This is a genomic window from Candidatus Neomarinimicrobiota bacterium (assembly GCA_021157965.1).
GTDB lineage: Bacteria > Fidelibacterota > Fidelibacteria > Fidelibacterales > Fidelibacteraceae > Fidelibacter.
On record JAGGVO010000055.1, the window covers coordinates 1 to 26,874 of the forward strand.

Genomic DNA, 26,874 nt, shown 5'->3' on the forward strand with positions numbered 1-26,874 from the left:
ACCGAAGCCCGGGGCTATACCACGCCCTCTAAACGCCTGAACACCTAAACGTCTAAACGTCTAAACGCCTAAACGTCTAAACGTCTAAACGTCTAAACGTCTGAACGCCTAAACGTCTGAACGTCTAAACGTAAAAAATTCCTATTGACTAATATAACCTGTTTTCTTTAACATTAATTGACTGACCAGTCAGTCATGTTAAAAAGGAGAAAATCATGTCGGCAATGCCGAAAGACAGCAGCAAAAAAGCGCGGATCATCAAAGCGGCCATGGATGTATTCGCCCGGGACGGGCTCCAAAAAGGGACGGTAGATAAAATCGCCCGGCAGGCCGGAGTGGCCAAGGGGACGGTCTACGAGTATTTCCCCAGTAAAGAATCCATCTTTGAAGGAGTCCTGTATGAATTCTTTCTGAGCACATCCAAAAACATGAAGAAGGCTTTGGAAAAAGAATCCGATCCCGTCCAACGCTTTGATAACATGGTGGATCTCATGTTCGACCAGTGGGATTACATCATTACACACCCGGATGAATATGAGTGGATCATCCTGTATGAAATCTTCCTCTACATCCTCCGAAAAAAAAGAAACGGACATTCCCACTCACTTCTGGAAGATATTACAGATCAAATGTTTACACTCTTTGAACCGATGTTTGAAATCATACCCGGTTCACAAGAGCAAGATCAGGACATCACCGATACCAAATTAAAAAGTTACCTGCTTCTTTCCGCCCTTGATGGAATCACCAATTACTATTTTATGTTGCATACACGGTACGATCCCATAAAAATGCGTGAAATCACCAAAAAATTTTTAAAACGGGGACTGGGCATCGAAAACCGGTCCCGGGAGGAAAAATCATGAAAAAACGAACAGTCGCAATCCTTGTTTTTTTACTATCGGCATCCATACTGCCGGGACAGGATATGACGGGACCTGAAATCCTGGATAAAATGATGGAAGTGATGAATCCTGAATTCTCCCACGCGAAAATGAAGCAAACCATTCTCACCACAACGGGGAAAAACCGGACACTGGAATATGAGTCCTTCTCCGGCCAGGGCGGAAAAAATGTGATCATGCGCTACCTGGAACCGGCCCGGGTCCGGGGAAATGCCATGATGATGACGGATTTTTCCGATAATATCTGGATGTACAACAAAAGGACAAACCGTGTCCGGAAACTTGCTTCCCACGCCCGGAAACAAAAATTTGAAGGCTCTGATTTCACCTACGAAGATATGGGCAGCGGAGACACCTGGAAAGAGGATTACGAGACAATCCTTAAGGGAATGGGAAAAGCAGAGGGAGAACCCTGCTATGTGCTGGAAATGACAGCCAAATCAAGCAACCAGACCTATCAGAAACTCATTTGCTTTGTGGGACAGGAAGATTTCTGTCCCCGCCGCATCGATTATTACGAGGACCCGTCCATCCTGTTGAAATCATTAATCCTCTCCGATATTGAAATAATTCAGGATATCCCGACACCAATGAAAATGACAATGAAAAATCACCTGGAATCCTCTGAAACCACCATGGAATACACCGAAGTCACCTACGACGTGGAATATCCCGAATCATTTTTCAGCGAACGGAATCTTGTAAAATGATCCTTCCACAAAGGGCACAGAGACTCAGCATCTCGATGCGACCGCCTGAGGCATTCTACTCGATGACCGGGGAAGGATGGGAGATTGGATGATTGGGGCCTGCCCCGTGAAATGAGCGCAGCGTATCTCACAGGGGATTGGATGGTAAGTATCGAGGTGCGAGGTGCGAGTATCGAGGTGCGAGGGGCGAGTAGCGAGGGGCGAGGGTCGATGATTACAGACCAGCTGTTTTTTTCTCAACCCCTTTCTTACACGTTACGCGTCACGCGTTACTTGAAAAGATGATTGCCTGCCCCGTGAAATGAGCGCAGCGTATCTCACAGGGGATTGGATGGTTGGGAGTCACTGCCGACTGTCAACTGTCAACTGTCGACTAAAATAAAGGATATAAAATGAAGGCGCCAAAAATACTATTCGTCCTCCTGCTGACAGCAGGGATGACCTATGCTGGTGTAAACTGGTACGGTTATTTTGAAAGTCAGGCAGATGGGGCCATCCTTCAGAGCGAATCCATTCTGTATGGCTATCACAAACTCCGGGCGGACCTGGAAACCAATCCCGGGGAAAATGTCCGGATCGGTGTCAATGTCAATGCCAAACACATGTGGGGAGAAACAACCTTCAACTTGTTAGACTATCTTCCTGAGGGACTTTTAACTCCTCCGGCGCAGGATTCAACATCAACCTATCCCGGCGAAATTCCCTATACATTCCGGGATACCGTCTATCTTGACAATATGTTTCTCCAACTCTACGGGAATAAATTCAGACTCACCCTGGGGAAACAGCAAATCTCTCCCGGAACCGGCTATGTCTGGAATCCCACCGATATCTTCAATGTAAAAGATATCATGGATCCGGGATATGAACAAACGGGAGTTATGGCGTTAGGACTGGATATTTACCCGAAAACAGGAAACAGTATTTTTATTGCAGTCCGGCCGAAAGAGGATTTGGATCATACCACCTGGTATGCCCGGATCCGCCAGACTACAGCCGCCCTGGATGTAAGTCTGAATATTGCACAATATGCCTGGACGGAAACGGGATTTTATGAACCCTATTTCTTCCCCTGGGAGCAGACCTATAAACGGTTTATGGCGGGAACGGCCTTTTCGGCCGATATTGCGGGCATAGGCCTGCACGGTGAATATGCCTACAACCGGCTCAACAATCCGGCTTTTTCCATACAGAAACCCGAAGGTATCAAAATGCCATTCTTCCCTGAACAAACGGTACGATTTACATCCGGTGAGCACTACATTGAATATCTGCTGGGTATTGATTATACCTTTGATAACTCCCTTTTTGTCATGGCCGAATACTTTCACAGCGACTTTGGCAAAGAAAAAAACGAACTTGTTTTTAACGACTTTATTCAATATATATCCGGCACAACCCGCAGCCTTAACCGGGATTACCTCTTTTTCCAGGCCATGTATCCTGTGACGGATCTGACAACCTCCACCGCCTTTATCATCAGCAATCTCAATGATCAAAGCACAGTCCTGAACTTCCAATTGTCCACAACCCTCGGCAACAACATAGAGACGGACATTCTGGGCTCCTGGTTTGTAGGTGACGAGGACACGGAATTCGGCGCCCAGAAAGCGGCCGCCCGAATCCGTCTGAAAGTTTACTTTTAAATAACTCCATATCATGATCATGTGGCACTGTAAGGAGATTCTCCATGATTAACCGACTTTTAAAAGCAACCGGACGCTTTGCAGCGTATCATCCCTGGATCCTTTTCGCCGTTATCCTTCTCCTGACCGTTGTTTTCGGCATCCTTTCTTCCCGGATTCAAATGAATATGAACATGAATATTCTTCTTCCTGAAGATGAACCCATTGTGGAAGAATACAACCTGATCATGAAAGAATTTGAAGGGGCATCAAATATTATCGTGACGGCTCAGGGAAATCCGGATGATCTGATCGCCTATGTGGAACACGTGGTCCCTAAAATTGAAAACTTTGACAGTTGGATTGTCACCGAAGCATCCGATAAGGTCCGTCGGCAACATGAGCAGGCTCTCGAAAAAGTCAGAAAAGGGTTCACGGATCCCAAACCGGAAGGGTATTTTCAACGGGTGGATTACAAAGTGCCGCCGGATTTCCTCCAAAATCACGGACTCATGCTCATCAAGCCAAAGGATATGGAAAACAGTCGGGGGCTCTTTTTAAATCCGGGACTTGGAGAATTTCTCACGAACCTGAATAATTCTCTGGAAAAGGAATATATCCAAAGCGAAGAAAAAATATCCACGACCCTGCGGGAACAACAAGCTGTTGCGTTTCTGGATGAAATTGAACTGTTTACCGACGCCCTTGAAGACGGGCTTTTCGGAAATGAACCGGAAAAGCAGGCACAATTAGCCGTGGATGCCATAACAACCGGTTCTCCCTATTTTTTTTCTCCCGAACGGGATCTGCTTTTATTCATGGTTATTCCCTCCTTTAATATCTTGGATATGGACTGGCTTATGCCGGCGGTAAACGGGCTGGAAGAACTGCTGGAAAAGGAAGCTGAAGACTATAATGTCACTGTCGGGCTTACCGGCTCCATGACACTGGGGCGGGATGAAATGGATGCCGCAATGGAGGATTCCATGACGCTGACGATGATTGCCATTGTCGCTGTCCTTCTCCTCTTTATGGTTTCATTCCGTATGGTCAGCGCGCCTGTCCTGGCTGTGATCAATCTGCTGATCGGTGTAATATGGGCGATGGGGCTCTCATACCTGATGGTGGGCATTCTCAATATGTTTACAGCTATGATGGCTATTATTCTTATCGGCCTGGGCATCGACTTTTCGGTCCATATTATCAGTGTTTACACGGAACTGCGAAACCTGGGGGTCAAAGCGGAAGAAGCCATCATCAGCACTTTGGAAAAAGTCGGGAAAGGGATTATCACCGGCGGACTCACTACCGCTGCCGCTTTTCTGACACTGATGATCGGCAGGAGCCGGGCTTTTACCGAATTCGGACTGGTCTGTGGAATCGGATTGATTATTATCATGATCTCTACCATCCTTACTCTGCCAACCCTTCTCATGATTCAGAACAAAGTGTGGCTCCGCAGAAAGAAAGAACACCGGATTTCCCGGGATATTACCTACGGCTTTATCGGAAGACTGGCCAAAACCATTCACAATCACCAGCGCTTCAGCATAGGAGCCCTGATTGTGGTGACCGGCCTTTTCATCTGGCAGACAACCCGGTTGAAAACAGATTATAACTATCTGAATTTGGAACCGGAGGGATTGAAATCCATCATGCTTCAAGACACCCTTATCAAGAAATTCAACATGAGCATGGATATGGGGAATATCACGGCAACCACCCTCCAGGAAAATGAAATCATTACCGAAAAAGCCAGAGCCTTAAACAGTGTGAGTTTTGTGGAATCCCTCACCGATTATATTCCACCAAAGGAAAACCAGATGAAACGGGCGGAAATTGCATCGGGAATCCGGACTATCATGAAATCTGCTTCACCCGAGGGCTTTGTAGGTCCTGATGAGTATGATGCCTTTCTGGAAGAATTGATGAGACTGGAAATGAACATTATTGAGATGCAGGATATGGCTTTTGTGGGAGGACAGGATCTGTTGGATCGGAAAGCCATGAGACTGGTAGGACACCCCACGAAAGAAAACATAAAAGGGAATTTGTCACAACTTATCTCCAGCCTGAGTGAAATGGAAAGCATGCCGGATAACCTGATACCTTTTTCACGCACCTTCCGACGCCAGTATCGTGAACGGGTGATTCGTATGGCCAACCCGGAGAAAATCACGCTGGATATGCTTCCCCCCATGATCCGGGAGAAATACGTTAATGACGACCAAAACCTCTTTCTTATCACCATTTATCCCAAGGGAAATATCTGGAATGAGCAAAACATTAAGAATTTTTCCCGGGAACTGCAGGAGATATCCCCCCGTATTTCCGGGTTACCACTCCTGATGAACCGGCTGATGATCATTATGGGGAAAGACGGCAAACGGGCAGTCTTGCTCACACTGGGTATTGTCTTTCTTTTACTGCTTCTGGATTTCGGCCGTTTCCGGGATGCCATTTTGGCCATGACACCCATGGTAGTCGGCATTCTGTGGACGACCGGACTCATGGGGCTTCTGGGACTGAAGATCAATCTTTTAAATATCATGGCCATTCCCCTCATCGTCGGAATCGGAATCGATGACGGTGTCCACCTGATCCACCGCTGGCATATCGAAAAAAATATCTATCACGCCTTCGCCAGTACAGGGAAGGCGGTTATCATTACAAGCCTTACCACCATGCTCAGTTTCGGCAGCCTGGTTTTTGCCACCTACCGGGGATTCGGCAGTTTCGGCATAGCCCTTTTCATAGGGACAGGCATGTGCTTATTGGCTTCTATACTGATTTTGCCGGGATTCCTTAAAAAAAATGATGAGTGATGTCCCTCGATATAGTTGCTTTCAACAGCCCGCTCTGTCACTGTGCTGAGTTGGGGTTGAATTCAGGGGTTTATGAATTCATGGATTTATGGAGTCATGGGTTGGGTCAATACATAGGAAATACATATTCATAAAATTCTTATCTCACTATATAGGAAGATGATTATGTGTGTGAGCCCCCGGGGATAAAATAATCCCGCCGGCAATCAAATGCAAGATTATATTATTTTTAATATATCTTGTTTTTATTCCTTCGTATTTTCGCACCCTCACCTCCTCTCTCCTCTTCACTCTTTCACTCCTCCACCTCTCCCATTAACCTTTTCCAACAATCTGTGTCAAACAATTGAGCAGCAAAGGATGGCAATGCGTAAAAAAGAACAATTTGAGATCTGGCTCAGGGAGTATTATGATATGATCTACAGCACAGTGATCCGCATTACAGGCAACGAAGATGACACACTGGATTGTGTACAGGAGGTTTTCATCACGGCCTGGAAAAAGATGCACACCTTTCGCGGTGAATCCTCTCCTGCAACCTGGCTCAGACGGATTGCCATGAATAAAGCATACAATTTTGTCCAACGGGATCAGTCCGGACGCTGGAACGAGTTTGAAGAGAGAAGCTTTGAAAATCTTCCCGAGACAAATGAAGATGCACTCCCTGATTTCAAAGAGGAATGGCTAAGCTTGCTTTCCCCCCTTGAACGCAGTGTGCTCACGGCCCGGATGGACGGATTATCATACAAAGAGATTGCAACACTGTTTTCAACCACGGAAAACAGTGCCAAAGTTTCGTATCACAAGGGTATACAAAAATTAAAGAAGGTGCTGACATGAAACAGCAGGACCAATACATCTTAAGCAAACTGGATAAGGCCCTGAATAATGCCTTTCCCTGTCCTCCCGGTTCAGCAGAACATTGCGATGAAATACTGAATCAGGTAAACCGCATACACCGGCGGACTTTTCTTCAGCGCGTCAGTCTTGGCGCTGCAACGGCAGCTGCCGTTCTTGTCCTCACCCTGACAAAACCGTGGAATCCACAGCATTCTTCGTGGGACATCCCTTCCGAACTGGCAGGTTACTACTATCCGGAAGCAACACAAACCATTGAATTCGATGTGTCCCGCGAAGCCATTCTGGAATACCTGGTTGAAACGGAAAACATCTATCAACTGGATGAGTTGATGGATGAATACACCATAAATTGAGGTGAAATATGAAAACATCTGTAAAAACCATTCTGTTGATTATGATTCTTTCCCTCCCACTGGCGGCACAAATGCATCATCCCATGATGCCATCTAATCCACGGATGGAAAGTATGATGATTTATCACATGACGGAATATCTTGAACTCAGCCCCGAACAGGCCGAGACGTTTTTTCCCATGATGCGCAGCCATCAGGATAAAATGGAAGCCTGCTATGATAAAATTCGGGCCTTGTGTGATAAAACCAATCAGGAGGCCGGGAGTGATACCTATTCGGAAAAAGATCTGGAAACCACTCTTTCAGCGCTTCAAAATATTGAAAAAGAAATTCTGGAAGAAAAGGAAAACTTTATCCTGGAGCTGAAACCCGTTTTAAGTCCTTCTCAAAGGGCAAAACTCCTCTTTTTTGACGAGGAATTCCGCAAACAGCTCCGGATGAGATTAAAACAAACTGAACACTATAATAAAAGGAGAAGACCATGAAAAAAATCACCATCCTCATGATCACCCTGCTCACCGTAACAACGGTCTGGGCCCAGGGAATGGGCAAGATGCAGGGAATGAAAAGCGGACAACCGGGAACGGGAATGATGATACAAGAGCGACTGAATCTGACCGATGAACAGGTTACAAAACTTCAGGAACTCCGGCTGGATCATCAGAAGGAAGTGATTCCTTATCACAGCGACCTGAAAATCAAAATGCTCGAATTGCGGGAAATGATTACAAAAGGTGAAAGTGAAAAGGCGCTGCTGAAAAAAAACAAGGAAATCAATGAGATAAAAACCAAACTCAGCGATCTTCGTTTGAAACACCAATTGAAAGTCCGGGAAATCGTTGGCAAGGAAAACTACAAGCTCATGGGAATCGGGCATCGAGCCAAAGGAGCCGGCATGGGTAATCGCTTCATGGGCGGACCCAAAGGGTTCGGCAGACACGGAAGAGGACACGACTGGGACGATTAAATTCTCACCTACATACCCGGAAAAGGCGATCTCATCAGACCGCCTTTTCTTTTACCTGAACAAATTACATTCCTTCTGATCTTTTATCCTCCTGCAAGATTTATTAAATTGATTCGATAAAAAAACAGGATTTTATCATGATGAATATGTTCATGGAAACTTCTTCTCTGGAATCGATGATCGGTGATGCACTGGCAGAGGATATTCAGGACGGTGACATCACATGTGAGGCACTGGATATTCATCATGCGGCTGAAGCACACATTGTGTCTAAACAACATGGGATTTTATCCGGTATTAACGTTGCCCGCAAGGTCTTTCAATTTTTGGACCCCGACCTTTCGGTCATTTGTCTGAAAGAGGACGGGGACACCCTTCATTCCGGAGAGAAGGTCCTGACGTTAAAAGGCTCCGCGTCCTCAATTCTTTCGGCCGAACGGACTGCTTTGAATTTTATGGGTCACCTTTCCGGCATTGCCACTCTCACCCGTGCCTTTGTCCGGGAAATTTCACATACAAAGTGCCGTATATTAGACACCCGAAAAACAACACCCCTGTTCCGGTCCCTGGAGAAATATGCCGTGACCTGCGGCGGGGGAAATAACCACCGGGGCGGACTGTGGGACATGATTCTGATCAAAGAAAACCATATCCGGGCAACAGGTGATCTTGAAATCGCCCTGAAAAAAGCTCTGGCATGGAATCAGAAAAGACCCAATCCTGTCAAAACAGAAATTGAGGTGACACACCTTGAAGAGTTTCAGAAAGCCTGCGCTTATCCCGTCGATATGATCATGCTGGATCATTTTTCCCTTGAGGACATGAAGGAAGCCGTCCGTATGTGTCCGGCTTCCATCGCCCTTGAAGCCTCCGGAAATGTAACCCTGAAAACAGTCCGGGCCATTGCGGAAACAGGTGTCCACTTTATTTCATCCGGTTCTCTCACCCATTCGGCACCCCAGTTTGATTTTAGCTTGTTATTTGATGAATAAATGTGAGTCTATGGGATATCCCGGCACTGCTTTATAGCATTCAAATAGTTCATGGGCTCATACGTTAGAAAATTGGAGGATAGTAATATGAAAAGATTGATGACTTTGGTGGGAATTATAGGTTTACTGACAACACTGAACGGACAAGTTCGATTTGAAACCCATGAAACGACACAATTCGGGCCTGGAATGGTGTATAAACGCATCGTCGCCCCGAAAGTCCCCTGGAGTCTGGATGTAGTTGAAATAGATCTGACCCATCCGGCTGTATCCGTAGAGACAGCCAAAGCCAATGATCAAATCAACGGATATGAAACAACCAGCTCCATGGCAGCGCGGAAAAGTTATGAGGGTCATCAGGTTTTGGCTGCTGTCAATGGGGACTTCTACGGTTCAGGGGGGATTCCCATTAATCCTCAGGTCGCTGAAGGACAAATTGTCCGCGCTCACACAACCCCCCGAAGCAATCTTGCCGTCACAGAAAACAATAAACCGTTTATCAGCATTATTCAATTCTCCGGGAGCGTCATAAAAGACACCCTGACCAATCCGGTCCACAGAGCGAACGATATCCGCTATACCGATGAACTGGTTTTTTATAACAGCTTTTACGGCTCCAACACAGGCACCAATGAATGGGGAACGGAAATCCGGGTTGAACTGGCGGAAGGTTCCCGCTGGGCTGTCAACGATACCCTGACTGTCATTGCCCGTGAAAAACGCATGAATGTGGGAAGTATGGCCATTCCGAAAGGAGAAGGCGTATTGTCCGGCCACGGCACATCCAAAACCTGGCTGGAAAATTATGTGTCGGTGGGTGATACGCTTCAACTGATCCTGAATATGACACCCGGTCTGCCCAACGTTACCGCCCTCATGGGGGCCTATCCCCGAATTGTGAAAAACGGACAAAATTATGCCGTACAGGGTTATACAGAAGAGGGAGGTCCCAGTCATGCACCGGACCGGCATCCCCGGACAGCCGGCGGATTTTCGGAAGACAGTACAAAATTTTTTCTGGTGACTGTCGATGGACGGTCTTCTCACAGCATCGGAATGAATCTGACACAACTGGCGGATTTTTTGATTCAGGAACTGGGAGTTTATCAGGCGGTAAATTTCGACGGCGGGGGCTCAACCACCATGATTGTGCGGAATGAAGTTAAAAACACACCTTCCGACGGAGGGGAACGGTCTGTTGCCAATGCCGTGCTCGTTGTGTCATCTGCCGATAAGGATACAGTGTTGAATACGATTCAAATAAGCCCCGATTATCTGCGCCTTTTTAAAGGCAATGTGAAAGCCCTGAAAACCACGGGCTGGAGCAGACACTTTGATCCGTTGGCACTAAACCCTGAAAAACTGATATATCAGGTCGATGAACGCCTGGGTTCAATCAATGAAAACTTCCAGTTTATTGCAGAAGGTGTCGCGGACAGCGGATACATTTATGTGAATTATGAAGGGTTCAAAGATTCGGCTTTTATCTATCTGAAAAAAATCGATTTGATCCGTTTGGCACCGGACCAGGTTGTAACCGACAACACCCGTCCCCTTACCCTGACCATACAGGCAGTGGACGAAGATGGCATAACACAGGATATCCCACCCACGGACTATATTTTTACGTCTCTGAATCCGGAAATCGGATCGGTGGATTCCACAGGTGTTTTCAGGGGACTCGCTGAAGGCTTCTGCCAGGTTACAGCACGTTACGGAACGCTTGCAGATACTGTCACCATAGAGGTTCAGATCGGATCCGGCCGGCTTATCCTGGACGAATTATCATCCGTAGGCGGATGGACCTTAGACGGGCTGTTAATCAACAAAGAAAGTTGTCAAATATCATTCGACAGCACCCGGGGAATTTCAGGAGACGGATGTATGAGAGTGGACTATGCCTTCACTGCGTCGAATACCGAGCGTAGTTACCTGTATCTGAAAAAATCCATTCCCATTTATGCCGTACCCAAAGCCATTGAAGCCGATTTCAAATCCGACGGTTATCGCCACCGCATCTATTTTGTCGTCAGTGACGACAACGGTGAATACTTCCGAACTTACGTCCCCGGCGATCAGAAGGATTCAACCCAATTTGTCACCGTTCAGGGACTTACAGAAAATTTCGGTCCCCTCGAAGCAGGATTTGCTTTCAACTACCCCATACAATTCGAAGAAATTCGTATCCGGCTGGGTATCAGCGAAGGAATTGGCGTGGTAAATTCCGGTTCCCTCTATTTTGATGACCTGAGAATTTTATACCCGGATTACGTCCACACAATCCCCCTTGATGAGAAAAACATGCCTGAGACCTTAACTCTTTCACAAAATTATCCCAACCCTTTTAACCCGGTTACACATATCCGCTACACTCTTCCGGAAAAGGGGCATGTCTCACTCATCCTCTATGATATTCGCGGTCATGAAATTGCCAGACTCATAGACAGTGAACAAGGTGCCGGCAATTATGAGTATGAACTGGATACGTCTGTTTTAAATAAACCCTTGTCGTCAGGTATTTATATTTACCGTCTGACCAACGGGAACCGCCAGATATCACGTAAACTACTCCTGCTAAAATAAAAGGAAGTCAACATGAGAAAAATTTTTCTGGGTGTTCTTATCCTGCTGACAGGAACCTGTCCCCTTATCTCAGAACATCATTTTATTACTCTTTCCACAACCCGGGTGGGTCCCGGAGCAATTCACCGAAAAATCATTGAACCCACCGTACCGTGGACCCTCGATGTGCTGGAGCTGGATATGACCCGGGCACCGGGTTTCACTCAACCCTATACTGAAATTCATGCGGTAAAAATCGGGGTAAAATCCCAAACTCACACTGTTTCATCCTATGCGGCAGAATATGGAGAAAGGGCCATCGGAGCCATAAACGGGGATTATTTTAATGCAAGCGGCAGCATTAATAACCAGGTTTTCGACGGCATCATGGTAAAGGAAGAAAATCTCAATCCGGCAGATCCGGTATACTGGTCCGCCTTCAGCCTGAACCGGGATAATAAACCGGCTATTTCAACCAACCGGTTTCATGCCTGGATTACAAACGGGACCGACACATTAAACATCCATGGCATAAACCGGACATCCGGCGGGGATGAAATCATTCTTTACAACCGGTTTTATGGTTCAAATCCTCCGGCCGTTTCATCAGGTTACGGGCTTCTTGTAAAACCCTCTGATACAGGTAACGGCTGGCAGATAAACGCAGAAGTTATCTGTCAGGTATGGGCGGTAAGTCCCAATCCTTCGTCATTAACTCTAAGCGACACAATGGCCGTTATATCGGCAACAGGTACCCAGGCGGCAGCCTTGGAGGCTCTGGCAAGCAGCGGTGAGACCGTCAGCATTTGGCTTGGCCTGGATGGCGCCCTGGCGAATACAATCCAGCTGATCGGGGGATTTCCACGGATTGTGAAAGACGGCCAAAACCGGGCTCTGGAGGGATACCGCGAAGAAGGCGGTAGTGCAACCTTTGCCACAGATTACCATCCCAGGACGGCTGTCGGTTTTTCCGCAGATAGTACCCGTGTCTTTTTTATAACGGTCGACGGCCGCCAGTCCTTCAGCCGGGGAATGAGTCTGCCCGAATTAGCCGATTTTATGATATCGCAGGGTGTAGCCTGGGGTATGAATCTTGACGGCGGCGGCTCAACGGAAATGTGGGTCAGAGGAAACATTGAAAACAGTCCCTCCGACGGCAGGGAACGATCCGTTGTGAATGCCCTGGTGGCGGTAAGCAATATTCCGCCGGGTGAAAAATTGGCCCATATTCAGATCCGTCCCGATTATCACAATTTATTTTACCACGAAACCCTCTCATTCAAAGCCGGCGGATGGACCTCAAACTTTTTCCCATCGGACATCGCACCGGAAAATATTCGTTTCTATTCAACTGACACCACACTTATAAAACAGGTTTCCGACAACACTTTTGAAGTTTTGGGCTTTGATACAACGGTATGTATCATCTCTGAATATGAAACAGGCAGCCTTACTCTGAAAGATACAGCCTCCATCCGTATGAAACAGGCCACCGGCATCGCCCTCTCCCCTGCCCTGGCCATGGCTGATACCATCAACCCACTGAATTTTAAGGTCCGTATCTATGATGAATGGAATATAGCCCACAGCATCCCCGGTACAGAATACCATTGGCGTGTGACAGATCCTGATGTGGGACAGATTGATTCCACCGGGACTTTTTATGGAATCAGCGAAGGGGTGACCGATGTGATTGCCTGTTTTAAAGACTGGTCCGATACGGCCCGGGTAACCGTAAAAATATGCGAAGGAACCGTCGTTCTTGATCCCATGGATCAAATCAGCGGATGGCAGGTTTCCGGTGATTTTATCGATATGGATTCCACAAAGATCAGTATTGAACCCTCACCTTTGGGGGACAGGGACGCCGTAATCCGGGCGGATTACGGATTTATCCGCCTGAGTACTGAACGAAGCTGGCTCTACCTGAATACGGATATTTTTGTCAACGGCATTCCCGATTCCTTTGTAGTAGATATCCTCTCCGACGGAGAAAGACATAAGCTGTATCTGATTGTGGAGGATGTAAACGGAAATCTCTTCAGAACCTACGTTTCCGATTACGCCATGAATGCTACGCAATTTGTACCCATGGCCTTTCCATCTGACAAATTATCGGCAGTAGACGGCGATTATGAAATCACCTGGCCTGTCCGGATCAAACAGATACAAGTCCGCCTGGGGACCACCGTGGGTGCAGATGAAATGGCAACGGGTACCTTGTGGTTTGACAATCTCCGTGTCATATATCCGCCGGTCACATCTATTGATAATCCGGGCGTTACAATCCCTGATACGCCGGTCCTCTATCCCAACTATCCTAATCCCTTTAACCCGGAAACCACTTTGTCATTCTCCATTCCCAAAGCGCAACAGGTCTCCCTCACGATTTACAATGTCCGGGGAGAAGAAATAACGACACTTCTGAACAACTTCTTAGAGGCCGGTACCTACAGCATTCCCTTTAATGCTTCACACTACAGCTCGGGCATCTATATCTGTAAGATGACTGCCGGAGGAGTCATAAAAACCCGCAAAATGGCGCTAATAAAATGAATACTGAATACTGAATGCTGAGTGCTGAATTGAATGAATAATGAATGAATTTGGGTTGAGTGGGTCAATTAACGCACCTATCCAAACTCTCAACTCAAAACTCCAACTCACTACTCATCACTCTCCACTCTCAACTCATTTCATCATTACCATCGTTCTTGTTCCGGCATGTCGGCCATTTATTCTGAGCTGATACACGTAAATACCCGAAGCGACATCCCGACCGGAAGCATCGGTCCCATTCCAGGTAAAAGTCTGTTCACCGGCGGATCGTGTACATAATATCCGTTGAACAAAAGTTCCGTCCAGTTGATAAATCGTCAGTTCTGCCTGCCCTTCTTTATCCATCGTGAACGGAATCACCGTAGTAGCATTAAACGGGTTGGGATAATTTTGCTGCAGGGCATAATGCCTGGGCCGGTATATCTCACGGGTTCCCACATACTGTACCGTACTATCGGGAGAAAAGGTCACGGTAAACACATCTCCCGGTTCTGCGTGACTGAAATCCACAAAATCTTTTCCAAATGTTTTCCAGGATTCGCCATTTCTTTCCACGGCCGTTATCCACAGTCGGTCATCCTCAATGGCTAAGGGTTTGAGTTTCTGACAGTTCAAAGCAGATTCATGGGGGCGGAAATGAAGTGTAACGGGTCGGTTCAAATTTAACAGAGATTGATACAGATACACATAATAGGCATATTCCGACGAGTGATAGCCTGCTTTCCATCCGCCGCCTTTCCCATCGTTTATAATGGTCCGCCCGTCATTGCTCACCTCGGCAAATACTCCTCCGTATTGATGATCCACGAGAAAGCGTGTATAAAAATGAAGGGTGGAATCGGCCATTTGCAGATAGACATCTTTTCCCGTCAGATCGTAGAGTTGCAAACCGGCCATTACCGCCTGCTGCTGTTCCCACCAGGACTTATTCCAGTTCCAGTTCGGCAGATTTGTCGAACGGTTGAAAGCTCCCCACATACCCCCGTGTTCATTGTCAAATGCATAGTCATACATATTCCCGGTAATCAATTCCGCTGCCTCCAGATAGGCTTCCTGGGGATTAAACCGGTAAAGTCTGGCCAGGCACCATGAAGCTTTATTCATGTGACCGCTGTTGCCCCATTCCTCCCGGTTGGGATCGGTGCTTCCATCTCCCCAGGAAGAACTGAAATATTCCTTGAAAAAGGGCGCATCCGGTGTAATGGTAGGAACCAGCTTTGTAAGAATCAACTCTGTCTGTTCAAGCCAGCGGGACATATACCGGCTTTCGGGGTCGTACATGGAGAAGGTTACCAGATGTGTCGTGATGGCATCTACAATGCCGTTGAAACTTTTGTCCTTGGGATAAGACCAGTTGGCATTGGCATATTCAAAATAGCCGTCATGCAAGGTATCCCACATCCTGTTTTCCAGTACATCAAAGGTTTCGTCAATCCAGCTTTTGATTTCAGGATCCCGGGTACATTCCCAGTAAGCGGTGAGGCCAAGAAGGGCATACAGGTTTTGGAAAATGGTTTTTCGGTCGTTGGGATAGGGGACCGATCCGTCCATTTTTACCACCGTATACCACCCGCCCCGGCTTTCATCCCAGGCATGAGCCCGCATGAAACGGAGTGCCCTTTCAGCCATGTTTAAATAACTTGTATCGCCGTTCACCATAAAAATCCGGATCATGGCATAGGCATTTCGGCTTTGAGTCAGGGTGCTTGCATAATCAGCCGTACCCCACTTGGTTTCAATATCTCCATTGCGCTTTATTTCTGTATAAAAAGCACCTTTCTCCGTGTTGAAGGTCCCTTCCCAGAACATGGCCAGACTGTCCAGATGGGGACGTGTATTTTCAGGGTCAGTCAGCCAGGGATGGGTTGGGGTATATGCATGTAAAAAAACAGCCCAAACAAAGAAAGCAGCGAATACTCCGCGAAAAAATTTCATGTAAAGCTCCTTTATAACAGATTTGAGGCAAGCTCGGCCAGTTCCGACCGTTCGCCTTTTTCCAGGTTGATGTGCGAATAAAGCGGTTGACCTTTCATTCGGTCGATGAGAAAGCTGAGTCCGTTACTCTGACTATCCAGATAGGGATGATCAATTTGGTAAATATCACCGGTAAAAACCAGTTTGGTCCCTTCTCCTGCCCGGGTAATGATGGTTTTAATTTCATGAGGAGTCAGGTTCTGGGCTTCATCAATGATAAAATAGATTTTTTGCAGGCTCCGTCCCCGGATGTATGGCAGAGGTGTGATAATCAGTTTTCCCAGTTCCAGGAGTTCTTTAATCTTCTCATTTTGTTTATCTTTGTCGTCAAACTGATTCTGAATCACTTTCAAATTATCCCAAAGAGGCTGCATATAGGGGTCCAGTTTGCTTTTCACATCTCCCGGCAGAAACCCCAGGTCCCGGTTGCTCAGGGGAATAATTGGTCGTGCAAGGTAAATCTGGCGATAACTTCTTTTACATTCCAGGGCGGATGCCAATGCCAGAAGAGTCTTGCCCGTCCCTGCCTTTCCGGTCATGGTTACCAACGAGACCTCATCATTTAACAGGGCATGGATGGCAAATGTTTGTTCCGCATTCCGGGGATTCACTCCGTACGCATGAACCTTGTCCACCCGTTGCACAACGTCTTTCCCTGCATGATAATGGGCCAGTACGCTGTGATTTTCCGTCTTGAGGATGAAATATTTGTTCGGGATAGGCGGTTCGGTGGAATATTTTTTCGTATTGTCGGAAGGAATCTCGTAGGGTGGTTTATAAAGCCTGTCTATCTCATCAGCGGGATACCCGATAATCAGCTCCTTGCCGGTATACAATTCGTCCACACTGGCAATCCGGTCCGTTGTATAATCTTCGGCATGGAGTCCCAGGGCTTTGGCTTTCATCCGCAAATTGACATCCTTGCTGATCAGAACCACGGTATTCCGGCGGGATGTTTGCGCCTCCTGAATTTCCAGGGCCGCACTTAAAATCCTGTGATCGGCATTGTCCTCCTTAAAAACGGCTCGGAGTATGGGGTGAAGTTCACGCGTCATGGTAATTCGGACTTTCCCCCGTTTATCACCCAAAGGGATTCCGGCCTTGAAGATCTGCGAACCAGTGATAGTGTCCAGAAAACGGGTGAATTCCCGGGCATTCAGATTAATAATCTGGTTCCCTCGCTTAAAATTGTCCAGCTCCTCCAGCACGACAATCGGAATGACCACATCGTGCTCCTGCAAATTCTGAATACAGGTGGAATCATGGAGGATCACATTCGTATCAAGGATAAATGTTTTCTTTTGTGATGCGGACATAGACTCTCCGATTTTTCAGAATATACAAAATTGAGTGATGAATGATGAGCAATGAATTAAATGATGATTTATGAATTCGATTGGACGGGTTAATTGATGCACAATATCATACCTGGCTATATATCACGAATCCCTAACTCGAACAATATTCCCAATAAAACGGCAATGTGTGAACCCGGTCATTACGCAGGTCACAAAACGGATATGACGAGATACTCATTACAAATCAGATTGTCACATGCAAGCGCATCAAGATACTATTCTCAATTTTCAATTCTCCAATCTCCATCATAAATTCTCATAAACTCCGGAGGCTTTATGCGACCCTTTACATTACATATCCCCACCCGATTTGTTTTCGGTTGGGGTGATCTGGACCGTATCGGACGGGAAACAAAGCGCATTGCCCATAAAGTTCTGATTGTCTGTTCATCCGGAAGTGCCGTACGGACAGGTACCTTGGAGCGGGTACTTAAATCATTGTCCCGGGAAGGGATTGAAGTGGATGTTTTTGACCAGGTAACCCCCAATCCCCGTGTCAGCATGGTCAACCGGGCGGGCGAACTGGCCCGGGATCTGAATGTTCATGCAGTTATAGGACTCGGCGGCGGATCGGCCATGGATTCGGCGAAAGGGGCGGCCATTGTAGCGGCAAACGGTGGCTCTATTTGGGACTATGTCCACATTCACCGGACAGTCAACAATGCCCTGCCTGTCATCGCAATCCCCACGTTAAGTGCCACCGGTTCGGAAGGAAATGCCTATGGAGTAATCACCCACGATGAGACGCTGCAAAAAGCCGGTTTTGTCTGCTATGCTGCCCGTCCGAAAGTGGCTCTGATCGATCCGGAACTGACTCTGAGTGTCCCTGAGGATTATCTGAAAGATGGTGCCGTAGATATCATCTCCCACGCTTTGGAAGCCTATTTTACAACACGCGACGAAGCCCCTTTGAACGACGGGCTCTCCCTTTTACTGGCCCGAACAGCAGCAGAAGCCATACGGGATATTTTAAAGGATCCGACAGCCCGCCTTCCCCGGGAGACCTTTGCCTGGACAGCCACGCTGGCTTTATCGAACCTGAACGATGCCGGGCGGGAAGGTCCCTATGCCATGCACGCCCTGGCTCACCCCCTGAGCGGTGTCTATAATATATCCCACGGACGAGCACTGGCCTTTGTGATTCCCCGCTATTTGAAAACCTTTGAGGATGTGTGCCGGGAAAAATTGCTGAAACTGGGAAAAGTTTTCGGCTACAACGGGACCGATTCCCGGGGAGCACTCAACACCTTTACCGCGTTTTTAAAAAGTATTGACCGGGACCTGTCCTGGAAAGATTTACAAATCCAGAACCCGGATATTGACATGCTGACCGATCATGTATTTTCTTTGAATCAGAACCGGAAAGGGTTTGTCCAGGGTCCCCGTTCCATGAACCGTGACGATGTGAAAACAATCTATTCCCTGTCTTTATGACAACGGGATCTTACATTTTAAAAGATTTAATTCCAGTCAGAAACCCTGTATATTTTCACAATTGTTTAAGGATTAATAATGTGTAGACAAGGATTCAGACTCCTTTTTCTTATCTTGCTGTTTAGCGGTATACTTCAGTCTGGTCAGTCAAAATTAGGACTCGTCCTCAGTGGAGGCGGTGCAAGGGGATTGGCCCACATCGGGGTCATCAAAGTCCTGGAAAAAGAAGGCATCCGGCCGGATATCATCACGGGAACCAGTATGGGCAGTATTATAGGCGGGCTCTATGCCATGGGGTATGATGCCGACGCTCTGGAACGTATTGCCCGTGAGATGGATTGGGAACTCATGTTTTCAGACTGGATTTCCCGAAAAAACATTGCCATTGAAGAAAAGGAAGACGCAGAAAAATTTATTGCCACCTTTCCGTTGAAAGAAGGGAAAGTGACCTTGCCGCTGGGACTCATTGCCGGACATAATATTTCCAACAAACTTTCCAATCTTACATTACCTGTCCACCATATCGAGGATTTCAATGAACTTTCTATCCCCTACCGTTGTATTGCCACGGATATAGAAACCGGTGAAGCTGTTGTGCTAAAAGACGGCTATCTTGCAGATGCTCTCCGGGCCAGTATGGCGGTTCCTTCGATCTTTACCCCGGTGGAAATAGACGGCAGGCTCCTGGTAGACGGCGGCATTGTGAGAAATCTCCCCGTCTCCGATGCCCTGGAAATGGGTGCGGATGTCACGATCGCCGTAGATGTGGCCACTCCTCTTTTTGACAGATCCCAGCTCTCTTCGGCGCTGCTTATTATGGGGCAAACCGCCCTTTTTCAAAGCAATGCCAACAATAAAATTGAGCAGAAAAAGGCAGATATTCTCATCGAACCCGCCATTGGAAAACTCACAGCGGCAAATTTTACAAATGAAGCTGTGGATTCCCTGATCCGGGTTGGAGAAAAAGCCGCCCTGGAGGCCTTGCCACAGATAAAAGCGTTGACGGATTCTCTGAATATCCGGCAGAAAGAGGGAATCCGCTTTATTCCAACAACACAAATTGAACGCCTGTATGTCCGGGATTTATCCCTGAAGGGACTTAAAGATGTATCTGAGGATGTTATTCTGAGCAAACTTCGCATTTCACCTCCCCAGTGGATTACACCGGAAGAGTTAAAAAACGCCATTGACCGGGTATACGGCAGCCGGTTTTTTGAACAGGTGAATTATAAACTGGAACCCATGAGTGCCGGCGGTGTCCGGTTAATCGTCAGGGTCGTGGAAAATTCGGCGAACTTCCTGAAAGTGGGTATTCACTACGATGACCATCTGAAATCGCTTCTGTTGCTGAATTTAACCTTCAGAAATTTTCTTATCGACGGATCTAAATTTACAACGGACCTGATGTTGGGGGGCAATCCGGCCCTGACAAGCAGTCTTTTTTACTACACATCCTGGAAATATGCCCCGGGCGTGGGAATAAACATTCAGCTTCAGAATTTTACCGCCTATCTATATGAAAATCATAAACGCACACAGGAAATAGATCTCCGGAGCGCCTTTGCAGCCATGATGCTCCATTCCAGTCCTGCTGACAATATGTATATTCACCTGGGCATTCAGAATGAACTGACCCGTATCAAAACAATTATCGGATCATATCCCGAATCGACTTTCAATATTCCTTTCGCTTTTTTTCACCTGCATCACGATTCCTACGACGACCGTTTTTTCCCCGATGAAGGGGCTTATGCCGATGTGTTCATCCGGCGAATTGTGGGTTCGGTCTATTCCAGTGATCAAAGTTTCCATTACAATCCCTACTCAACATTCACGTTGCGCATTGACAAAGCCATTCCCCTGAATAAAAACGCCGTTATTATCCGTTCACTTAATTTTGGATTTTCCGATACAAAACATATCCCGGATTTGCACAAATTTTATATGGGAGGATCGGGCGTTCAAAGCCTGAATTTTATTCCCCTCTTTGGCTTTCAGGTTATGGAATTGACGGGAACTCAATTGTCTGCTTTCTCTTTTTCCCTCCGGAACAGGCTTTCCAAAAATAACTACATTTTTACCACCCTGAGCAGTGGAATGATCTCAGAAGAGATATCCCAACTAATAAAATTCGGCAAATATCATTACGGAATCGGATTATCCTACGGATATAACAGTCCCATCGGTCCTGTCATACTCACCATCGGCAAGAATTTTGAGCGATCGGATATCATGACGCATGTTAGTATTGGATATCCTTTTTAGAGTGGAGGGTTAGAGTTTTGAGTAGGGGCGACACATTTGTCGCCCTTTCACCATAAAAACCTACTGACACATTTGTCGCCCTTTCACCATAAAAACCTACTGACACATTTGTCGCCCTTTCACCATAAAACCTACTGAGACATTGTCACCCAATTATCATAAGAACCCACATCTCCATGGGTCGCTCATTTAAAAAATAAACTCCATACACCTGTGTCACCCTTTTAATTTGATTTGGACATTCTATAAAGAGTTAAGAATTATTAGTTATGGATTTTAAATGTTTTATTTCCGCGGGTGTCAGTTTTTTCCATTTCCCTTCCGGGAGATCATCCACCCGTATACCGGCAAATTCAAAACGGTGTAACCGAATGACCCGGGTTTCGAAATAGCGAAATATCCGTTTTATTTCCCTTTTTTTACCTTCCCTGAGTATCACAATGTAATGGGTTTTTTTACTGTTTTGAGGATAGGCTTCACCCTGTACCCGGTCTCCGTTTTCAAGAACAATTCCCCGGGGTAAATCTTGCTCCGGTTCGCCACTGCCCGGAGGCCATTTCAGCCACACTTCATATTTTTTTTCCACTTCGTGCCTGGGATGGGTAAGCTTGTGAAGTAAATCCCCGTCATCCGTCATGAGGAGCACACCTGTCGTATCCACATCCAGACGCCCCACGGGACGCACATCCAGGATACGGGGCAGCAGATCCATGACGGTGCGGTCGTGGTGGGGGTCTTTCCGGCTCGTGATATATCCGGCTGGTTTGTGAAGTTTGATGTATGTATACGCCTTTTTCAACTCTACCCGTTCACCATCCACCGTCACAACATCCTTATCAGGATCTACATCGGTTCCGGGTTCTTTAATCACCGTCTTGTTAACTGTTACCCGTCCCTGAAAAACCAGTTCATCACACATCCGCCGAGATCCGGCTCCGCTGTGGGCTAAAAATTTATTCAGTCTCATGGTGCATCCTTTTTAACTGTCGGAAGCGGTTTTTTCGCCGTCGTCTCCGTTCTTTTCTTTCGGGATATTGATCATTTCTTCAGGGACATCTTCCCGGTATGCGTAATTCTCTGAATGGGCCTGAAGGATTTCTTTCAGTTCTTTCAGTCTGGGCAGGTCCGATGTAGAATTCAATCCGAAATACCGGAGAAATTCCTGAGTCACACTATACAGCAAAGGTCGTCCCGGTGCGTTACTCCTTCCCTGGACCGATATCAGATCCCTTTCCAGCAGGGTACTGATGACACCTTCTGAATTGACGCCCCGGATGGCGTCGATATCAGGCCGGCTGACGGGCTGTTTATAGGCAATGATGGCCAGCGTTTCCAAGGCGGCATAGGACAGGCGGATTCTGCCGGAACGGTTGAGGAAGCGGCGAATGTATCCTTCATAATCTTTTTTTGTGACTAACTGATATCCTCCGGCCACTCCCTTGATAAAAAAACTGTGTCCATGATCCTCATAAAGATCATTGAGATAATTCACAGTCTCCTCTAAGTCTATCTGGTGTCCCTTATCCAGGCATTCATTTAGTCTGGACTGGGTCACCGGTGTTTCAGACGCGATAAGCAGCGCTTCCACGATACGGGCATTCAGTTCTGTCATATCCATGCTTGTCAAGACTCCACTTTTTCAAGGATAAAATCATCAAAAATACCTTCCTGATAAACCCGGATCTGCTGAGAACGGATCATTTCCAGGATGGCCAGAAAAGTTACGATCAACACGATTCGTTTCTGAATTCCCCCGGCCAATTCGGAAAAACGGATTTTGGATTTTTTTATAAAATGACTGTAAATGTACTCTGTCTGCTCTTTGATGCTCACTTCCAGTTTATTGACCTGATGTTCGGCAGGCCCCTCGGGCAGACGATCCAGCACTTTTTTAAACGCGGCCAGAATATCGAAGAGGGTCACTTTTTGCAGCACTTCCTCTGCATCGATTGATGTATCAATATGGCTCAGGTCCGGTTTCCGCGGAAAATGTCCGATGGATTGACTCTCAAGCTGGCGCAGTTCTTCACCCAGTTCTTTGAATTGCTGATATTCAACGAGTCTCCGGACAAGTTCGGTTCGGGGATCTTCCACATCCTCATCTTCAGGATTGGAAAAGCGGGGTAAAAGCATCCGCGCCTTGATCTGCATGAGTGTACTGGCCATGGCGACAAATTCCCCGGCAACCCGCAGGTTCAGGGTCTGCATCAAATCCAGATATTCTAAGTACTCCCGCGTGATTCTGGCAATGGGAATATCATAGATGTTGATTTCATCACGCTTGATGAAATAAAGCAACAGGTCCATGGGGCCTTCAAAAACATCCAGCTCGATGTTGTAATTTTCCAGGGGCATTCAGTACTCACATATAAAAGGTGTTTACACCAATGGCTTTGCGGATTCGTGCCACGGTGCGGGATGCAATCTGCCGGGCTTTTTCCGATCCCTTTTTCAGTATCCGGTCGATCTCATCCTTGTTTTCCATAATGGAGAAATACTTTTCCCGCATGGGCTTCAAACAGGCATCCATCACTTCAAAGAGTTCCTGTTTTGCCTCACCCCATCCCATGCCGCCGGCCCGGTAGCGCGCGGCCAGTTTTTCCTGCTGCTCCGGTGTGGCAAACAGCTTATATAAGGCAAAGATACTGCACGTGTCCGGATTTTTCGGTTCTTCAATCCCCTGGGAATTGGTCACAATTTTCATGACGGTTTTCCGGAGTTTTTTCTGAGGCAAAAAGAGGGAAATGGTATTGTTGTAACTCTTGCTCATTTTCCGTCCATCCATGCCCACGACTGTCTGGGCTGATTCGCTGATCATGGCTTCCGGAACAACCAGAAGTTCTTTCCCGTAGGTATGATTCACACTTTGAGCTATATCCGCCGTCATTTCAACATGTTGTTTCTGGTCTTTTCCCACCGGAACCACATTGGTATCAAAAAGCAGGATATCCGCCGCCATGAGCACGGGATAGGTGTATAATCCCATATTAATGCCGTCATCGGGATCCTTGCCTGCCGCTTCATTTTCCTGAACGGACGCCTTATACGCATGAGCCCGGTTCATGAGTCCCTTGGGAGTGAATGCCATGAGGATGGTCGTTAAATCAAAGGTTTCCGGCACATCGGACTGGCGGTAGAAAAGGACCTTTTCGGGATCGAGTCCGGCCGCAAGCCAGGCCGCCGCAACTTCATATACCATCTCTTTTAAATGGACCGGATCCTTTATGGAATTCAAAGCATGATAATCAGCGATGAAATAGCGGGCTTCGTACTCCTTTGCCAGTTCCAATGCCGGCCGGATAGCACCAAAATAATTACCTATATGAGGAATACCCGTAGGCTTAATACCTGTCAGAGAAACTTTTCTTTGCATTCACAAACTCCTTTGGTTTCTGGCGAAATATAAAGAATAATTCTGAATTCTAAGTTCTGAATTTTGAATTGAATTCTGAATTGCCTGAACTGTTGATTGTGTTTTAATTCTTTGATATAGAAATTGAAATCCGGATGCTTAATATTTACTTAATTCAGGGTAGTGGAAAACTTATTTCAAATTGGGTTTCTTCATGCGTACAAATTTTCAGGGTACCGTTCAACTGCTGGGTAAGCATGGAAACAAGCCGAAGACCAAACCCCTGAGATTTCTCAATGGAAAAATCCTCCGGCAGACGTTTCCCGTTGTTCCGGATCACATACTCCGCCTTCCCGTTTATCCGGCGAAACCGGATCTGTAGCAACCCCTCTTTCTCCGATTCAAACCCGTATTTCATGGCGTTGGTTACAAGTTCTGTCGTGATAATCCCCAAAGGTGATAAAATATCCACCGGTAACATAATATCCTCTATTTCCGTCTCGATCTGCACTTTCTCACGATTGGGGAACACGGCTGCGATCTCTTCCACAAGATTGGGGATATATTCACGAGCTGACAATGTCCGGATATTCTCAGACCGATAGATCTTGTCGTACAGGAGTCCCATACTCCGGATCCGTGAACCGGCATCCTTCAGCACTTCCGCCGCTTTTGCATTCTTTATTGTTTTGGCCTGCAACGACAAGAGGCTTTTGATCGTGTTCATATTATTCTTGATTCGGTGGTGTACCTCTTTCAATAGCAGTTCTTTATCCTGCAAAAGTATAGCAATCTGTTTCTCCGCACGCCGGCGTTCTTCGTTCTCCTTTTCAAGTCGCCGGATCAGATCCTCTTTTTCTTCATTCATCTTCAGAATCTCTGCGTTCTGACGCTCCAAAGCGATGTTCGTCCGCTTCAGTATACGGCTTTGATAAAAGATAAAAAACAAGATGACAAGCGCAAACACCGATCCGGCGATCAGGGAGATACGGATAACCCGTTCTTTGCGGATCTGTAAGCTCTGTATTTCGTTCTTCTGGCGGAGCAGTTCATTCTCCCGATTCTGTTTCTCCATATTGTAGCGGATCTGAAGTTCCGTGAATTTGGCAATCTTTTCCTTGTTAAAAATGGAATCGTTCACCGAGGCGGCGATTTTGAAGTAATCCAGGGCCTTATTCAGATTCCCTGATTCCTCTTCCAGGCGGGATAACAGGTAGTAGTTGTCCCGGGTTACCTTATCATATCCCATCTCACGGGATGTGTTCAGGCTGGTGGCGATATAGTAGCGCGCCGAGTCGACCCGGCCCGTTTCCGCATAGGTTTTCCCCAGAGAGTACTGGGCATAGGCCATCCGGAATAAATTTTTCACTTTTTGCCCATCCTTCAGGGCCTGGCGATAATAGACTGTTGCCTTATTCAAATCCCCTTTTTTATAATAAATGTCCCCCATACTCCGCAGGGCCAAAGATGTGGCACCGCCTTCGCCCACATCTTCAAGATAATCATCATACGCTTTCCTGTAGGCATCGAGAGCCCGTTCTAATTCTCCTAATGCTTCAAAACAAAGACCCAGATTATGGTAAGAATAGGCCCTGGCAAAAAGAAAGTCTGTTTCTTCGGCCAATGCCAAAGCTTTGCGGTGGTATGCAAGAGCTTCATCAAACAACTGCCATTCCTGGTAAACCAAGCCGATATTGTTGATGATGAGGGCCATGCTTCTCGGGTGTCCCAATTCAGTACGAATGGCCAGTGATTCCTTATATAATTCCAGGGCTCCGTTATAATCACTCAGTCCCCAATAAACCGCTCCCAGATTATTTGCCACACGAGCTATCCAATAGGGCAAATCTAATTCCCGGAATATTGCAAGGGCTTCAGAATAATAGTCTACTGATTCTTTAAAAAAACCAAGTAACCAGTTGTAATAACCGATCATATTGAAGGCTTTTCCGCGCCCGTAATCATTATGGATGCCCGTGAAAAGTTCCAGCGCTTCTTTAGCATATTCAATGGATTGGTGAAGATCTGCCCGTTCATAAACTGACCCGATTGCCAGCATAATTTCCGCCCGGCTTGAATCATCTTCTGTGTGTTTCAATACTTGCTGAAGACTGTCTATTTGAGCACTTTGT

At 46.7% G+C, this 26,874-nt stretch carries 20 protein-coding genes; 13 read left to right on the forward strand and 7 right to left on the reverse strand.

Annotation, left to right across the window (positions count from 1 at the left end):
- Positions 1–215 precede the first annotated feature (215 nt).
- From J7K63_08725 to J7K63_08775, 11 genes are all read left to right on the forward strand, one after another.
- On the forward strand, positions 216–866 hold the full coding sequence (locus J7K63_08725; protein MCD6235103.1) for a TetR/AcrR family transcriptional regulator: 651 nt from the start codon (positions 216–218) through the stop codon (positions 864–866).
- Positions 867–1,081: 215 nt separating this feature from the next.
- Positions 1,082–1,615 carry an outer membrane lipoprotein-sorting protein gene (locus J7K63_08730; protein MCD6235104.1) on the forward strand — a complete coding sequence of 178 codons (534 nt, stop codon included), beginning with the start codon at positions 1,082–1,084 and terminating at the stop codon, positions 1,613–1,615.
- A 392-nt stretch (positions 1,616–2,007) separates the two neighbouring features.
- On the forward strand, positions 2,008–3,261 hold the full coding sequence (locus J7K63_08735; protein MCD6235105.1) for a hypothetical protein: 1,254 nt from the start codon (positions 2,008–2,010) through the stop codon (positions 3,259–3,261).
- Between the two features lie 44 nt (positions 3,262–3,305).
- Positions 3,306–6,065, forward strand: a complete 2,760-nt coding sequence (locus tag J7K63_08740) for an MMPL family transporter (protein MCD6235106.1) — start codon at positions 3,306–3,308, stop codon at positions 6,063–6,065.
- A 366-nt stretch (positions 6,066–6,431) separates the two neighbouring features.
- Entirely contained in the window at positions 6,432–6,905 is a 474-nt protein-coding gene (locus J7K63_08745) for a sigma-70 family RNA polymerase sigma factor (GenBank protein ID MCD6235107.1), read from the forward strand.
- Positions 6,902–7,279: a twin-arginine translocation signal domain-containing protein gene (locus tag J7K63_08750; protein MCD6235108.1), complete on the forward strand. Its 378-nt coding sequence runs from the start codon at positions 6,902–6,904 to the stop codon at positions 7,277–7,279. The genes J7K63_08745 and J7K63_08750 overlap by 4 nt, the downstream gene beginning before the upstream one ends.
- Positions 7,280–7,287: 8 nt before the next feature.
- Positions 7,288–7,764 carry a periplasmic heavy metal sensor gene (locus J7K63_08755; protein MCD6235109.1) on the forward strand — a complete coding sequence of 159 codons (477 nt, stop codon included), beginning with the start codon at positions 7,288–7,290 and terminating at the stop codon, positions 7,762–7,764.
- Positions 7,761–8,246, forward strand: coding sequence for a periplasmic heavy metal sensor (locus J7K63_08760; protein ID MCD6235110.1), 486 nt, complete (start codon positions 7,761–7,763; stop codon positions 8,244–8,246). Before J7K63_08755 ends, J7K63_08760 begins: the two co-directional genes overlap by 4 nt.
- A 137-nt stretch (positions 8,247–8,383) precedes the next feature.
- Positions 8,384–9,238, forward strand: a complete 855-nt coding sequence (gene nadC / locus J7K63_08765) for a carboxylating nicotinate-nucleotide diphosphorylase (protein MCD6235111.1) — start codon at positions 8,384–8,386, stop codon at positions 9,236–9,238.
- A gap of 87 nt (positions 9,239–9,325) precedes the next feature.
- On the forward strand, positions 9,326–11,821 hold the full coding sequence (locus J7K63_08770) for a phosphodiester glycosidase family protein (protein ID MCD6235112.1): 2,496 nt from the start codon (positions 9,326–9,328) through the stop codon (positions 11,819–11,821).
- A gap of 12 nt (positions 11,822–11,833) precedes the next feature.
- A complete protein-coding gene (locus J7K63_08775) occupies positions 11,834–14,356 on the forward strand; it encodes a phosphodiester glycosidase family protein (GenBank protein ID MCD6235113.1) in 2,523 nt (840 codons plus the stop codon).
- Positions 14,357–14,491: 135 nt separating this feature from the next.
- Here the strand turns inward: J7K63_08775 and J7K63_08780 are convergent, their stop codons facing one another.
- The gene (locus J7K63_08780) at positions 14,492–16,294 is read right to left on the reverse strand and encodes an AGE family epimerase/isomerase (protein MCD6235114.1); all 1,803 of its coding nucleotides are present in this window, start codon (positions 16,292–16,294) and stop codon (positions 14,492–14,494) included.
- A gap of 11 nt (positions 16,295–16,305) precedes the next feature.
- On the reverse strand, positions 16,306–17,649 hold the full coding sequence (locus J7K63_08785; protein ID MCD6235115.1) for a PhoH family protein: 1,344 nt from the start codon (positions 17,647–17,649) through the stop codon (positions 16,306–16,308).
- A gap of 318 nt (positions 17,650–17,967) precedes the next feature.
- Here J7K63_08785 and J7K63_08790 point away from each other — a divergent pair, with 318 nt between their 5' ends.
- Together J7K63_08790 and J7K63_08795 are read left to right on the forward strand one after the other, a co-directional pair.
- Positions 17,968–19,125, forward strand: coding sequence for an iron-containing alcohol dehydrogenase (locus J7K63_08790; GenBank protein ID MCD6235116.1), 1,158 nt, complete (start codon positions 17,968–17,970; stop codon positions 19,123–19,125).
- 78 nt (positions 19,126–19,203) lie between these two features.
- Positions 19,204–21,390 (forward strand): patatin-like phospholipase family protein, encoded by a 2,187-nt coding sequence (locus J7K63_08795; GenBank protein ID MCD6235117.1) that lies wholly within the window; start codon positions 19,204–19,206, stop codon positions 21,388–21,390.
- Positions 21,391–21,643: 253 nt separating this feature from the next.
- Here the strand turns inward: J7K63_08795 and J7K63_08800 are convergent, their stop codons facing one another.
- The 5 genes from J7K63_08800 to J7K63_08820 all read right to left on the reverse strand — a co-directional run bounded on the left by J7K63_08800 (position 21,644) and on the right by J7K63_08820 (position 26,840).
- Positions 21,644–22,357, reverse strand: coding sequence for an rRNA pseudouridine synthase (locus tag J7K63_08800; GenBank protein ID MCD6235118.1), 714 nt, complete (start codon positions 22,355–22,357; stop codon positions 21,644–21,646).
- A 12-nt stretch (positions 22,358–22,369) separates the two neighbouring features.
- Positions 22,370–23,008: an SMC-Scp complex subunit ScpB gene (scpB, locus tag J7K63_08805; GenBank protein MCD6235119.1), complete on the reverse strand. Its 639-nt coding sequence runs from the start codon at positions 23,006–23,008 to the stop codon at positions 22,370–22,372.
- Positions 23,009–23,013: 5 nt separating this feature from the next.
- Complete coding sequence (locus tag J7K63_08810; GenBank protein ID MCD6235120.1) at positions 23,014–23,745, reverse strand: segregation/condensation protein A; 732 nt, start codon at positions 23,743–23,745, stop codon at positions 23,014–23,016.
- A gap of 7 nt (positions 23,746–23,752) precedes the next feature.
- Positions 23,753–24,763 carry a tryptophan--tRNA ligase gene (locus J7K63_08815; GenBank protein ID MCD6235121.1) on the reverse strand — a complete coding sequence of 337 codons (1,011 nt, stop codon included), beginning with the start codon at positions 24,761–24,763 and terminating at the stop codon, positions 23,753–23,755.
- A 154-nt stretch (positions 24,764–24,917) separates the two neighbouring features.
- Positions 24,918–26,840 carry a tetratricopeptide repeat protein gene (locus tag J7K63_08820; protein MCD6235122.1) on the reverse strand — a complete coding sequence of 641 codons (1,923 nt, stop codon included), beginning with the start codon at positions 26,838–26,840 and terminating at the stop codon, positions 24,918–24,920.
- Positions 26,841–26,874: the final 34 nt, after the last annotated feature.